At 37.5% G+C, this 15,115-nt stretch carries 13 protein-coding genes; 11 read left to right on the top strand and 2 right to left on the bottom strand.

The annotated features are described in order from the left end of the window. Position 1 precedes the first annotated feature (1 nt). From EGI31_RS17090 to EGI31_RS17140, 11 genes are all read left to right on the top strand, one after another. On the top strand, positions 2-349 hold the full coding sequence (locus EGI31_RS17090; protein WP_255038369.1) for a DoxX family protein: 348 nt from the start codon (positions 2-4) through the stop codon (positions 347-349). A gap of 19 nt (positions 350-368) precedes the next feature. After that, positions 369-821 (top strand): FKBP-type peptidyl-prolyl cis-trans isomerase, encoded by a 453-nt coding sequence (locus tag EGI31_RS17095; RefSeq protein WP_255038370.1) that lies wholly within the window; start codon positions 369-371, stop codon positions 819-821. 131 nt (positions 822-952) lie between these two features. Beyond that, positions 953-1,495, top strand: coding sequence for a hypothetical protein (locus tag EGI31_RS17100; protein WP_255038371.1), 543 nt, complete (start codon positions 953-955; stop codon positions 1,493-1,495). 774 nt (positions 1,496-2,269) lie between these two features. Beyond that, positions 2,270-4,108, top strand: coding sequence for a tetratricopeptide repeat-containing sensor histidine kinase (locus EGI31_RS17105; protein ID WP_255038372.1), 1,839 nt, complete (start codon positions 2,270-2,272; stop codon positions 4,106-4,108). Between the two features lie 148 nt (positions 4,109-4,256). Then, positions 4,257-4,988, top strand: coding sequence for a LytR/AlgR family response regulator transcription factor (locus EGI31_RS17110; RefSeq protein ID WP_255038373.1), 732 nt, complete (start codon positions 4,257-4,259; stop codon positions 4,986-4,988). Positions 4,989-5,132: 144 nt separating this feature from the next. Then, positions 5,133-5,405 carry a hypothetical protein gene (locus EGI31_RS17115; protein ID WP_255038374.1) on the top strand — a complete coding sequence of 91 codons (273 nt, stop codon included), beginning with the start codon at positions 5,133-5,135 and terminating at the stop codon, positions 5,403-5,405. A 23-nt stretch (positions 5,406-5,428) separates the two neighbouring features. Continuing rightward, positions 5,429-8,188: an FG-GAP-like repeat-containing protein gene (locus EGI31_RS17120; RefSeq protein ID WP_255038375.1), complete on the top strand. Its 2,760-nt coding sequence runs from the start codon at positions 5,429-5,431 to the stop codon at positions 8,186-8,188. A gap of 134 nt (positions 8,189-8,322) precedes the next feature. After that, positions 8,323-8,655 (top strand): LytR/AlgR family response regulator transcription factor, encoded by a 333-nt coding sequence (locus EGI31_RS17125; protein ID WP_255038376.1) that lies wholly within the window; start codon positions 8,323-8,325, stop codon positions 8,653-8,655. A gap of 29 nt (positions 8,656-8,684) precedes the next feature. Then, positions 8,685-11,258, top strand: a complete 2,574-nt coding sequence (locus tag EGI31_RS17130; RefSeq protein ID WP_255038377.1) for an immunoglobulin domain-containing protein — start codon at positions 8,685-8,687, stop codon at positions 11,256-11,258. 107 nt (positions 11,259-11,365) lie between these two features. Further along, positions 11,366-12,061: an SRPBCC family protein gene (locus tag EGI31_RS17135; protein WP_255038378.1), complete on the top strand. Its 696-nt coding sequence runs from the start codon at positions 11,366-11,368 to the stop codon at positions 12,059-12,061. A gap of 11 nt (positions 12,062-12,072) precedes the next feature. Beyond that, a complete protein-coding gene (locus EGI31_RS17140) occupies positions 12,073-12,867 on the top strand; it encodes a hypothetical protein (RefSeq protein WP_255038379.1) in 795 nt (264 codons plus the stop codon). 145 nt (positions 12,868-13,012) lie between these two features. Here EGI31_RS17140 and EGI31_RS17145 read toward each other — a convergent pair whose 3' ends face one another. Beyond that, entirely contained in the window at positions 13,013-13,216 is a 204-nt protein-coding gene (locus tag EGI31_RS17145; RefSeq protein WP_255038380.1) for a hypothetical protein, read from the bottom strand. An 18-nt stretch (positions 13,217-13,234) separates the two neighbouring features. Beyond that, positions 13,235-15,037 carry a molecular chaperone HtpG gene (gene htpG, locus EGI31_RS17150; protein ID WP_255038381.1) on the bottom strand — a complete coding sequence of 601 codons (1,803 nt, stop codon included), beginning with the start codon at positions 15,035-15,037 and terminating at the stop codon, positions 13,235-13,237. Positions 15,038-15,115: the final 78 nt, after the last annotated feature.

Below are 15,115 nucleotides of genomic sequence, written 5' to 3' on the forward strand. Positions count from 1 at the left end.
TATGTTTGAGTGGCACCAAGTTATTTGTAGTGTGTTGTTTATAGTGGCTGGTATCATGCATTTTGCTAAGCCCAAGTTTTACCTTTCCATGATGCCTCCTTATTTGCCGTTTCACAAAGAGTTAGTTTGGATTACGGGAATCGCTGAAATCGTTTTTGGATACAATCTACTTTTGCCAAAAATGCAAGCGGCTTCTGCATGGGGATTGATTTTGCTTTTGATATTAATGTTCCCTGCAAATATTTATATGGCCACAGGTGAGAAATTCAAGAAGATTTCTCCTATAATTCGTTGGGGAAGACTGCCTCTACAGGCCTTGTTGATTTGGTGGGTGAGTTTATATTTATAAAAATTTTAAATTTTTCTTGATGAAATATTTCAAAGTGCTTTCGATATTTTTGTTCTCTGCTGTTTTGTTTTCTTGCGAAAAAGACACGCTTTCGGGCACCGAAGAAGAGCAAATAGAAAGCTACATTCAAAGTAAAGGCTTGGTGGTGACTGAAAAGACAGCCACCGGCTTGAGATACATCAGAACCAAAGAAAATGCTGCTGGAACAATGTTGGTGAAGGGTAAAACTGTTTCTCTTAACTACACCGGTAAATTGCTGACTGGCAAAAAGTTTGACTCTGGTTCGTTTAGTTTTGTTCTGGGTGGAGGCCGAGTTATTAAAGGTTTCGATGAAGGTATTGCTAAAATGAGGGTTGGAGAGTCCGCTTCTATTATTTTTCCTTCGAGCCTAGGCTATGGCAGTCAGGGTACAAGTGGCATACCAGGCAATTCCCCGCTTTTGTTTGAGATAGAGATTCTATCGGTAAATTAAATTTAGATTTATTGCTGCCCTTTAACAATTATTAGCTTTTAATAATATGTTAATGAATTAAACGAGATTGTTTTTTATCCACCAAAGTATTTTCTTAGAATCAAATTTACTAATCAAAAACACATATTAAAATGAAAACTCGAATCCTTTTCTCTGCTTTTTTTCTTCTTTCATTGACCACCACAGCTCAAGACTTGGTTGGACGTAAGATTGTAAATGCCAATTTATTTTTAAACGCCACCTTTAATAATGGTGAAAGGGTGTCGACTTACACTACCACTATTTTGACTGGAAAAGTAAAATCTGACAATACTTATTGGGCGTTTGGAGCAGTTTTGGATAATATGAATATTCAAAATTCTAATAATAGCTTAGTGAATTTTGGCCCTGCGGTAGAATATGGAAAGTTTGTAAAGGTGGTAGATAGGTTTTATATGGCACCTGTAGTGGGCGGAAGTATTCAAGGTGTATTTGGGGATACTCCAGGTGTCAAAGCAAATATTTATGCAATTCCGATGCGAATAATGTATGATTTCTCCAATCATTTTATGCTCAGTGCGTCGTTTGGAAGTGTAAACCTCAGTACCATATCTGTTCAAGGCTTAACAAATATTAACCTAAGCGGCTCATTGACTAATAACTCCTCATTTGGAGTATTTTATACTTTTAAGTGAGGGGTGTTTGTTATTGATGGGCTTTAACAAGGAACAACATCCACTCCAAATGGTGTTGATTACTTTTGACGAAGAACTTGAAAATCTGATAAGTTTCCATTTTTTACTTTCGTAAATAAAATCTTTGGTATTTTGACCCTTTCAGTCCAACTTATAATATGTTTTGTCAAGTGGTAATGGACAATTAATTTAAAATGGTTAATTAGCAATAGGAAGCAAAATAGGGTTGTAACGTTTCTTTTGACTATATTTTTTTACCTATTCTTCAAAAAAATAAAATATACCTAATTAGATTTCCAGTCTTTTATTGGATTCGTTGTGTTTCTGAAATTTCGAAATACATTAATGAAATTACTTTATTGACTCAATATTTTTTATAATTTGCACTGAAATGTATTCCTGATCTTGAAGGAAAGTGTTTTAGTAGCCAAAACTAAGAAATAGAAAATGATACCATTAATTTTTACAAGTACCTATTCTTCGCCTTTACACTGGAAACTTAGTTTTTCCACTTCTTTAACACTTTTTTTGGTTTAGTATTCTATAGAAAATTACGGTGCAAAATCATAAATAATTCTACAACTGAAAGAGAAACCCAATTGCTAGACATATTGGAAATGCCATTAAGTTACATATTTTTCACACATCATGTAAGTATTTACGGTTATAAGTGTTGTTTTTGGCTTGGGGTTCATGTTGCTCTTGTTTTGATTAGTAAATAACTCCAAAAAGTCTTTATGTTTTTAATTATCAGGAACTTGTAAGTCCTTTAAAATGACTAAAAAAATACTTCTCTTTTTGGTATCTGTATGTTTGGCAAATTTAGCCACGGCTCAGCCAGCTCCTTTGGGTAAATCAAAGATTGATAGTTTGAAAAATGTTATAAATGGTAGATCCAACGATACCGCCAAAGTACATGCATTTTATTGGATGAGTAGATCAACTACACTCAGCAACACCACAGAATCTATCAATTTTGCTAGTAAAGGCTTAGCATTAGCCCAAAAAGCCAAGTTTCCAATCGGGGAAATTGAATGCTTAGAAGCTCTGTGTTTTTCTTATGCCATTACTTCATCATTCGATATTGGTTTTAAATCTGCTTACCAACAGATGGAACTGAGTAGAACCCACGCTCCTATTCGAGAGGTGTTTGGAATTAATATGATGGGTTTACTTTATCAAAAACTGGGTGATGATAAAGAAGCCTTAAAGTGGGCAAAGAAATCATATTTTCATCCAAAATTGAGGGCAACGGACCCATTTACGCAGTGGAGTGCTATGTTTTTACTTTCTCAAGAATATGAAAGAGCAGATAAACTAGACTCTGCTAAGACTCTCGCCACAGAAACGCTCGATTACTCCAAAAAGTTTTTCCCGATGCAGGAGGGCTATCCGAAGTTGGTTCTCGCTCGTATCAATAGCAAACTCAAAAACTTCAACGAGGCTATCAGCTATTGCAAACAGATTATCGAAAAATCAGAAGAAGACCGATTAGACTTTTTTACGAATGAAGTTCAAAACGAACTCGCACAAATCTATTTTGCACAATCAAAGCCAGATTCAGCTAAAATTTATGCCGAAAAAGCTCTTGATGGAGCAAAACAACTACGAAACTATTTGGTAGTGATGAATTCGGCAGGTTTGTTATCACAGATTTTTGAAAAAAATAATCCGATAAAAGCTTTTGATTATCTCAAACTCTCGATGGCTGCCAAAGATACAGTAACAAACATTGAGAAAAATAAACAGGTCAAAATATTAGAAATCAAAGAAAAACAACGGATCGAAGACCTAAATTTAGCTGCTGTTTATGCCAAAAACGAATTGCGATTTAATACAGCCATTGGCCTGCTATTTACGGCCCTTCTGACTGCCTTTATCCTTTACCGCAATAACCGCCAAAAACAAAAAGCGAACACAGTTTTGCAAGAACAAAAAGAAAAAATAAATTCACAGAATATCACGCTCGAAACTACACTTAACCAACTCACCGCCAAAAATGCCGAAAACGAATTGCTTCTCAAAGAAATCCACCATCGGGTAAAAAATAATTTAGAAGTAGTTTCGAGCCTTTTGGCACTACAATCAGCCAAAATCGAAGACCCCGAAATACAAGATGCCATGCTGGCAAGCCAAAATCGAGTGCAAAGCATGGGCATTTTGCACCAAAAACTCTATCAAAGCGAGCATTTGGCGTTTATCGAGATGAAGAATTATTTTCAGAATCTTTGTGAGAATATCCTCGATTCTTATAACGAAACTGAGCGAATTGAGGTTGAAATTGACATGAACGAAATAGCATTAGATGTAGATACCGCCGTGCCTGTGGGTTTAATTGTGAATGAACTTTTGACAAATTCATTAAAATATGCCTTCCCGAATGGTAAAAAAGGCACAATTAAATTAAGCCTCGAAAATATTGATAAAGATAATCTGACACTGAAAATAAGCGATAATGGCATCGGAAAAAGTCTCGACACAAAAGCAAAAGGTACTGGATTTGGCACGCAATTAGTGGATTTGCTCACTCGACAAATTGGTGGAAAACTAACCCAAGAAGTGCAAGAAGGTACAATCATTTCGATAAATTTTAAAAGACAATTGGCAGCGTGAAATTAGTTAATGGTTATTAGAAAATTTGTTAATGGTCATAAATCAACCAATTCCAAACTAAACCAGTTTCCTAATAACCATTGCCCAGTAACCAATAACCAGTTGCCCAGTAACCAATAACCAATAACCAGTTTTCCAGTAAAAAAACATGCAAATTCCTTTAAAAATACTGATTGTTGAAGATGAAATGATTATTGCAGCCAATTTGGCGATGCAATTGGAGAATATTGGTTACGAAATTCTGGGAATTATCCCCCGTGGTGAAGATGCCATTAATGCCATCAAGACCGATAAACCCGATTTGGTATTGATGGATATCAACTTGAAAGGCGAGCTGGACGGTATCGAAACCGCAACTCAAATGCAACTATATGGCTCAATTCCGATAATTTATCTGACTGCTAACACCGACGAAGCTCATTTTACACGAGCCAAGGCGACTAATCCTTATGCGTTTTTATCGAAACCTTTTAAAAAGTTAGATTTAAAACACGCCATCGAATTGGCAGGGGAGAAAATTCTCGCAGAAAAAAGTGAGCCTCAATCAAACGTAGAGAAATTTGTTTTAGACGACCGAATTTTTGTTCGCCACAACGAAGTAATGGTCAAAATCATAATAGATGATATTTATTATTTAGAGGCTGATAGAAACTATTGTCAGGTTTTTACTAAAACCAATACCTACTTATTGGTGAATACCCTTAAAAATATGGAGGAAAAATTGCCAAATATGTATTTTCAACGTATTCACAGGTCATACATAGTAAATATTAAACATATCAACGAGGTTGCTCTCAATCATGTTACAGTAGATAAAACCATCTTGCCATTGAGCAAGGAACTTAGGAAGGATTTACTTAATCGTTTAAAAATGATTTGAATAGAAATCCTTTGGTAAGAATTGCAATCTCATCGGACAATTTTTACAGGGTTTCATCCTTGATGGGTTTTTCATTTTGATATCTTATATCTCTTTTGCATCAAGATTTTCAGCTACATGATTATCTGAAAATAAATTTCTTAGATGCATAAAATCTTGGCAATCGTACATCTCAAGGGTTCTTCAACTCTACAATATGATAATTTTGCAAAAGTACAAACCGATGCAACACAGCACTTAATTACCGAAAGGTTGCATCATTTTGTATCTATCGGTGATGGCGAGATACTGATTGCTGATATCTGGAGATCGGCCGATGTTTTCAGTCGCTACATTGATATTCTGATGCCTTTGGCACTGGCCAATGGCTTTACGCCAAAAGCAGAATTAAATATACTTTATCAGGAACTCTCTTAAAAAAAATCTCAACTCAATTAGCCATGAAAAAAAATATTTACCTTTTCTTAGTCATACTTTTATCTCTACAAATCCAAGCTCAGAGGCCAAACATTACATACTTCTCACCTACGAGCGGACCCATTGGCTCAACCGTTACTATCACAGGCACCAACTTCAATTCGACTGCCATTCAAAATGTAGTCTATTTCGGAGCAACAAAAGCCACGGTGTCGGTAGCTTCGAGTACAAGCTTGACTGTAACAGTACCCGTTGGAGCTACTAATCAGCCGATTTCAGTACTTAATACCTCAAACGGATTGTTTGGCTATGCAGTAAAGCCATTCCATGTAACCTTCACAGGTGGAAGCGTTGCGAGCAGTACTTTTGAAACCAAAGTTGATTTTGGGGCAAATACCGAATCCTTGAATATGGCAACGGGCGATTTAGACGGAGATGGAAAAACCGATATGGTAACGGTAAATTTTAGTGCAGGTAATATTTCGATACTCAGAAATACTTCGACTGCTGGTACTATCAACAGCGGCTCTTTTGCATCAAAAATTGATATTTCGACAGGTACAAACCCTCGTGGTATAGCTATAGGCGATGTAGATGGTGATGGGAAACTCGATTTGGTGGTTACCAATTTTAACAGTAGTACTATTTCTATCCTTCGCAATACCTCATCAATCGGATTTATCAGTTTTGCTACAAAAGTTGATTTTGCGACCAATACAGGGCCTCGCTCGGTCTGCATCGCTGATTTTGATAGTGATGGAAAACCTGATTTGGCCATCGCTCATTCCAACATTAATATGTCGGTTTTTAAAAATACTTCGACAAGCGGGAGTATTTCTTTCAATGCAAAGGTAGATTTCGGTTTGACGGCGGGCAATAACTCGACCTATATAGGTAGTGCAGATTTTGATGGTGATGGGAAATTAGATATTGCTGTCAATAACAACGGATTAAGCACCGTTTCGATTTTGCGGAATACTACCACCAGCGGCACCATTGATGCCAGCTCTTTTGCTGCCAAAGTTGATTTTAATACGGGTGCACTTCCATTTGGTTTTAGTATTGGTGATATTGACGGTGATAATAAAGCCGACCTTGCAGTCGCTAATTTTACTGGTAATTCGATGTCTATTCTTAGAAATACAGCTACAAGCGGCACCATCGATGCCAATTCTTTCGCTGCTAAATTTGACATCGCTACCGGAACTTCTTGCTCGGCAACCAACTTGGCTGATATTGATGGAGATGGAAAATTAGATTTATTGGCTGTCAATTTAGGAACCAACACGGTGTCTATTTATCGAAATACCGCCACAAGTGGTATCATTGATGCCGGCTCATTTGCAGCCAAAGTTGATTTTACGACTGCCACAGGACCACGTTTTGTATGTATCGGAGATTTAGACGGAGACAATAGACCCGACTTGGCAGTTACTACCCAAACCTCCAATGTTGTTTCGGTTTTGCGTTATGTTGAAGTGATTTCTATTCCAACTGTTGCCACCACTCAAACTACTTGTATCGGAAATACGGCCTCATTATCAGCCACTTGTGCTGTCGGAACGGTAAATTGGTATGATTACCTTGGCGTAGCTATTCCATTTGTGGGTTCGCCTTTTGTAACGCCAGTATTAACCGCCAACAGTCTTTATAAAGTACGTTGTGAAGGCTTAACAACGAGTGCCTTTGTAGATGTATGGGTTACGGTCAATCCCAAACCAACAGCCCCTACTATAACCGCCAGTGGACCAACTACTTTTTGTAGTGGAGGGTCTGTTACACTCAATTCAAACATGGGCAATAATAATGCTTTAAATTTTGCAAAAGTTAATAGCCAGTACATTACAGTGCCGCATAGTGCCAGTCTGAATCTTACCACCAGTTTTACGATGGAGGCTTGGGTCAATTATTCGGGTAGTAATGTTACCATTCTTGATAAAGGAAATTATAACTATTTGTGGTCATTAAACACCAACGGAAATGGAAATAAAATGGGATTTTATGAGCTAAGTACAGGAACATGGAAATATTCAAATGACCCTGTACCTCAAAACACTTGGACTCATGTAGCGATTATACTCACGGGAAATACAATATTTTTCTTTATCAATGGTTTACCTTCCGGAGCAGCGAGCATGACGATTTCACAGGACAATCAGCCTTTAAACATTGGCAGACAACAGCCTACCTTTTGTGCGTGCAATCATTTTAATGGCACAATGGACGAACTCAGGATTTGGAATGTGGCAAGAACGTATGAAGAAATTATTGATCACAAAAATAAAACAGTGCCAACTAATAGTGCTGGATTGATTGCTTATTATAAATTTGATGAAGGTACAGGCACTACCACCGCAGACGCCTCTGGAAATGGCAATAACGGTACGTTTGTGAATAATCCAACTTGGCAAGTGCCTGCCACTTCGCCTGTCAATCAAATCGTTTGGTCGCCAGGAGGAGCTATCACTCCTTCACTCACCATAACTTCCGCAGGTACATACACTGCTACCTTAACAAATGGATACGGTTGCAGTAGTTCAACAAGTATTACCGTAAATACTGGCTCAAATGCCGCTTTGGTAAATCTAACAAGCCCTACCGACGACTACTCATCTGGAACTACATTAAAAACCGCTTCGAGTGTAAATGGCAAAATAACTGCCACCAACAAAGTAACTGGCACAGTCAAAGTCGATTATAGAGCAAAATCCGTAGAATTAAATGCAGGTTTTAGAGCTGATGGCGGTACGGTATTTAGTGCAGCTATTGGTGGGTGTAATTAGATGCTCAAAATCTTCTGGTAAATAAACTGTTCCCTTCGGACAGTTTTGAAGGCGGTTCGTCCTTAATGCTTTTTTAAATAAGCATATTTACTCGTACTTCATTTCAAGAATGCTTGAACTTTTTATAGATACTCATGAAAACTAACAATCTTATTCATCTTGGCAGCCGAAAAAATATTCCATCGTCAAGTATTCTGATGCTCAAATCCGACATCAATTACACAATTATTTATCTCAAAGACGGTAGTAAAATACTGTCTTCGACTACACTCGGCAAAATCGAAAAGCGTTTGAAAGACTTTCAGTTTTTCAGACCCAACCGCTCAACGATTTTCAATCTTGATTATATGGTAGATTTTGAAGGAAAAAACCAAAAAGGTAGTTATGGCAAGATTTTGCTCAAAAACAACGAACAAATAACTCTTTCAAGACGGAAAAGTGAAGCTTTCTTAAAAATCATTCAGTAACAATTAAATTATCTAAAAAAGCATTAGCCATGAAAGCAAATTATACAAAAGCATTAACAATTGTTTCTATTCTGTTTTTTCAAGCCTCATTTGCACAACAGCTAAAAATCCCCATTAAATTACCTCCTAACTTAGTAGGACCTGGTGAGTTTTTACCTGTTGATACTATATATGTAACAGGTAGCAATGGAAATGTAGCCAGTTCAGGGATTCAAATTATTCCCTTGGGCAGAACGCAAGATGAAAACTATAATTATCTTACGCAAGAACAAATGATTCAGGAAGTTTTGAATAGCACTCCACAAGAAAAATACCTTAAAGCAAAATCAGGCGAAACATTCAATCTAACGTTTGCATTTAAACTAAAAGCAGGGAACTATATCAGCCCTTACATTGATACTAATGGTGGTTATCAATATCCACCTACCAGTGGAGATGATGACCAGAGTATCCAGGCATATGCTGGTCAAGAGGATATAACCAACTATCCCAACCAAATCTATCCTCAATTATCTTTATCCAATACAACTTACGAAAATGGTGGTAATACGAAAGTAGTCAGTTACACTACATCACTAAAGTTCAATATGGGCCGGTTCAAAAGTTGGTATGTATTTACATTTGGTCTTTGGCAGCGTGACGAGTTTTATAATGTTCCAAGATATAATAAATACAGAGTGGTAATTCCTTTTGTGGTAGAAGGTCCTATGATTACACCTTCACAAGCAAATCCTGTGGCAATTAAAGGGTATATAAGAGAACCCGCCATTCCACAATTCATATTACATAATCCTCCGGGGGATATGAGTTCGGTAACTTTCCAGACAAACCAAGAAGCTTGCCGTAGTATGAGTGAATCATTGACGACCGATGAAACGAACAACGGAAAACTGGACGTTACTTTAGGTATTGCAGGCTCGGCAGGGTTATTTGTATCAGTCAATTATGAATTTTCTGTAACGGCATCACTAAGTGGCGGTGGAGGCTCAACCCTTATGAAATCGAGCGGTAAACAAAATTGTGTATCGGTTTTAAATGCTATCTCAACCGTCCCGGGCAATGCCCGAGCCAACGAAGGCTCTATTTATATTGGTTATTCATCTTATATAGCTTATGGCATGTTTCCAATTATTGCGATTAATACCAACCCCACGGTCTCAGTGGTAAGAGATTCGTCCGTTATTTTTGGATTAGTACCAGGTTCGGCAACTCCATTTTATTACACAAAAAGCGACATTTTGAATGATATTTCTCTCAACCGTGCCATTATGAATAACATGTCAAATACCCCAAAGATGAGGCATCAAGCCCAAAGTCAGATAAAAATTTGGGAGCAAGTCTTGAAAAAGGATAGCACTAATATCAATGACCCCACTTCTCCTGTTATTGAAGCCCCATTTACATTGGGAAGTGGACAGTCACGTACAACTTCTGTGACGCAATCAATTACTACAACTGATACTTATGAAGTAAGTCATTTTTTAGAGTTAGGAGCAGGATTAAGTTTCGTCGTAAAAGTTGGTGGCTCTGGAGTAGCAGGCGGATATGAATTCAAAACAAAAAAAACCAGAGGGGCTTCTGTTTCTAATTCTAATAACAGTAGCACAACCATTGCCTATACTTTGCAAGATAATGATGCTGGTGATAGCTTTAGAATAAAAATTGTAAAAGATAAATCATACGGAACACCCATATTTTTAATGGATGAAGCTCTCACGAGAACCTCTTGCCCATACGAAGGTGGCTATCAAAGAGACCAACCTCGCTTGGAAATCAATAACAGTACTTCACCAATAATTACGGTTTCTGATGTATCGTTAGGCACAAGCGGGAATTTCCGAGTAAAAGTCTGTAATAGCTCCAACGAAATCAGAGATTACGGTTTCGGTTTTATAGGTGAATCCATTGTAAACGATGTATCCATAACAAGCACAGCAGGTATTGGTTCTTCTCCTACTGGTACATCTATTACAAAACTTGCTACAATCACAGCAATTCCAGCCAACGGTTGTAAAACCACAACTTATGATGTAAATATTTCACGCCGAAATCCAGCAAGTCCGATGTCATATCAAAATATTGAGTTTGTAACATATGCGGAATGTGAACCTTCCATTAAATCAAGTATTTTCGCAAATATTAATTTTGCTGGCCCGCAACCTCCCACAGGTGTATCAGCCAGCAAAAACGAAGCTTGCACTGGCACACCGGTTACCTTAACTGCAAATTGTCCAGTAGCCACAACACCCACTTGGTACACAGTCTCTGAAGGAGGTTTTCCTATTGCCATTGGTCCAAGCGTGGTAGTAAATCCAACTGTAAATACCACGTATTACGTAGGATGTGAAACACCAGATTACAAAAGAGACCGTGTAGCTACGCAGTTGGTTTTAGTGGGCACACCTTCTACAGTTTTGAATTTAACCACAGATTTCACAACAAATACATTACAAATATCCAATACTACTATCACGGCCAATAATAAAATATTTTCCCCTGCAAGCGTAACGTATAAGGCAGGAAACTCCCTTACATTTAGCCCTGGATTTGAAGCAAAAAGTGGCAGTAACTTCATGGCTAGAATTGGTGGGTGTGGGAATTAGAAGTCTTTTAAAATTCGTTTTGTTATGCCAATATTCACTTAAATCATTTTGGCATTACTATTATTTTTCATTAACTTAGATTAGCTTTAATACAATACTTTTTTGTAATGACAACTCTTAAAGATTGGAAAGAAAATAAAGAAAAATGGCTCGAAAGGGATTTCGAGCTAATGACCAAAGACACGGGTTGGAAAGAAAGATTACAAAAAGACGGTGTTAGTATTTGGCAGAGATCCTTTGCGGACGATAAAAATGACTTATTTCGTTGGCGATTACCCAAAGTTTCGGCTAACCACAAAGAGGTATTCGATGTTTTTACTAATCAAATGATTGATTATCATCATTATTGGACAGCAGAATACACTGGTGGATATGTGGTAAAAGAACTCGATGAAAACACCCAAATCATTTATCAGCAGTTTGACCCGAACAAACCTTTTATTTCAAAAAGAGACCTTCTGTACATACAATGGAGTCGAAAAATTGATGATAAAACCATTCAAACCAGTTTCAGGTCAATAGTTATGGAGGAATTTCCAGTTCCAAATGGTTTTGAAAGGATAGACTGGTGGGGCGGTCATTTGTTCGAGGCCAATGCCGACGGCAGTAGCCAGCTGGTGCTCATTGACCGTGAAAATCAAGGAGGCTGGTTTCCATATTTTATGATGAACCTGATTATGCCCCAATATCTCAGCCACCAGTTTAATAGTATTATAAAGTTTTTTGAGAAAGGTGGTGTAAATGCCCACGAAAAACTGGCCAATTCTCAAAACTCTGCCTTGAAATACAAACTATTACTCTAAAATTATTAGCCATGGAAATCATTAAAAATTATGAAGCCTTTATCAATCTGGCATGGAATGTTACGATCACACTCACGGTATTGTTATACCTTTTATGTAATCTATTGCCCGATAATCTTACGGGCAAACTTCTTCCCCTTCACAATGTTTTCAAACCAGAAACCAACATCGATTTGGACTATCAATCTATTGGTTATACGCTTCTACATACCACTTGGGCCACACGCATAACACATTCCACCATTATTATTGAAGCAGTTTTGTGGTTTGTGATTTTTGAAAGTTGGCATTGGAGCATCCCTTTTGTTTTTTTGGCTTTAATGGTTATTCAATCCATCTTCATTGGAGATAGAAAATTTGGATTTTTCTTTTTTATTATAGGTTTACTCACTTTTGGGGCAGCACTATTTACAATAAAGTTTTTGGGTATGCCGCAGGCAGTTTTATTGGCCAAAACCTTGCTTATGCTTGGAGGCTTGATGCGTATGTTGAGCCATTCTGCAGAGTTGATCCCACCTGTTTTGGTTGATTCCTCAGATCAATTTGTAAAACTTACCGCCAAGAATTTCAATTTGAGGGTTTTATTATCTTCACCCATCGGCTATATCGGCGAGTTTGGAAGTAGTTTGCCAAACAGGATTTTACCCGTTCAAGTAAATTACATTTATCAGAAGGTTTTCGGATTTAAACCGCAAACTACCTTGCCATGGAATGAGATTAAGTTATCTGCTCAGGCCGTGTTGATAGGTGGCTACTCTAAGTTAAATGCTTTGCGAAAGTACTATGAAAGTGTGATGAAGAGTTAATAAATTTACTGAATTAATGGCATTCATTTCCCTAATTGTTAAGATTGTTTTTTTTGTAACGCCATTTCAGGATGGGACAATTCTGAGAAGTTCTCAATGGAAATAATAATTTCCATTTGTAACTATCTTAAAAAAGGTGTTATGTTTAGGGTAAAAATCCAAAGGTGTTTTGTTTGTTTTTAGGTAAAAATCCAAAGGTGTTTTTCTCATTTTTAGGTAAAAATCCAATTGTGTTTTGATTATTATTTGGTAAAAATCCAAAGCTGTTTTTCTTATTTTTCGGTAAAAAACCAAAGGTGTTTTGAATGCTATCCAACAAAAAAAGCCGCTCAAAAGCGGCTTTTTTCATAATATTTCTATACTAAAATTACCCCAATTTCTCCACCGAACGCTGGATGAATTGTGTAAGGTCTGCTCCGTTTAGCATTCCTTGTGAGAGTAGTGCCAAGTCATAAAGTTGCTTAGCTAGGCCGTTTTCGTTACCTTCTTTGGCAATTTTGCCAATGATTGGGTGGTTGCCGTTTACTACAAGATTGTACATCATCGGCATATTACCAAACATACCACCTTGGCCATTTACTTTAGACATGTCGGCGTATCTACGCATAAACTCAGGCACCACTATGGATACTGGGATATCGTCCACTGGCAAGGCTTCTATCTGCACTATGTTGTTGCCCACAAACTCTTTAAAGGTCTCTTCCACTTTCTTTTTCTCGTCTTCTCCAAGTACAACTTCTTGTTTCAGACCTTTGTCTATCAACTTGTCGAAAGTGTCGGCATCTACGCGTTTGAAAGTCAGATTTTCAACTTTGCTTTCCATGGCATTAATAAAGTGAGCATCCAAGACATCGTCGAATACCAAAACATCAAACTCACGTTTTTTAGCACCTGCAATGAATGCATCTTGCTTGCTGATGTCGTTGGCATAAAGACCCACCAATTTGCCGTCTTTATCTTTTTGGTTGGCTTCTAATTTGGTTTTGTATTCTTCTATTGTGAAACAAGCACCTTCTGTGTTTTTGAGCAAAATAAAATCTTTGGCTCTGTCAAAAAACTTATCGTCAGAGATGATACCATATTTTACAAAAAGGCCTATACTTTCCCATTTCTCTTCAAATGCCTTGCGGTCTTCTCTAAATAAATCTGAAAGTTTGTCGGCTACTTTCTTGGTAATGTGAGAGTTGATGCGTTTTACATTGCCATCGGCCTGAAGATAACTTCTCGAAACGTTCAATGGAATATCTGGAGAGTCTATGACACCGTGTAACAACTGCAAGAACTCCGGTACGATGTCTTTCACGTCATCCGTAATAAATACCTGACGGCTATACAATTGTATTTTTTCTCTGTTCAATTGGAAATCCTGCTTCACTTTCGGGAAGTACAATACCCCTGTCAGATTAAACGGATAGTCAACGTTAAGGTGAATCCAGAACAATGGATCTTCTGAGTAAGGGTACAATTCTTTATAGAAAGCAATGTAATCCTCGTCTTTCAAATCTGAAGGAGTTTTTACCCAAATTGGAGAAGGATTGTTGATTACTTTGTCCTTAAATTCTATTTCGACCGGAAGGAATTTGCCGTATTTTACCAATACCTGCTCCAGTTTGCTTTCTTCCAAAAACTCCTCCGAGTCCTCAGCGATATGCAAAATAATGTCTGTACCACGTTCGGCTTTTTCAGCTGCAGATATTTCAAACTCGGTAGTGCCGTCGCTGAACCATCTCGCAGCGGGTGCGTCTTGGTATGATTTCGTGATGATTTCTACTTCTTTGGCTACCATAAAGGCCGAGTAAAAGCCCAAGCCAAATTGTCCGATTATCTGTGTTTTGTCTGACTCGTCTTTGTATTTTTCTACAAACTCTTTAGCTCCTGAAAAAGCTATTTGATTGATATACTTTTTGATTTCGTCGGCCGTCATTCCCAAGCCTTTGTCAGATATGGTGATAGTTTTGGCGTCTTTGTCGAAAGAAACTTTTATTTTCAAATCGCCCAATTCACCGTCAAATTGACCTATAGAAGATAGTTTTTTGATTTTTTGTGTTGCATCCACCGCATTCGAAACCAATTCTCTCAAGAATATTTCGTGGTCGGAATACAAGAATTTTTTAATTATCGGAAAAATGTTCTCGGTGTTAATCGAAATTGTACCTTTTTCTGTTACCATTGTCTGTATTGTTTTTAAATTTCAGATAGACAACAATCAAAGGCTGTTCCAAGTGGCAATTTTCTGACAATTTGACAG

Origin of the sequence: Lacihabitans soyangensis, from assembly GCF_024343775.1 — a bacterium.
GTDB classification, from domain to species: domain Bacteria; phylum Bacteroidota; class Bacteroidia; order Cytophagales; family Spirosomataceae; genus Leadbetterella; species Leadbetterella soyangensis.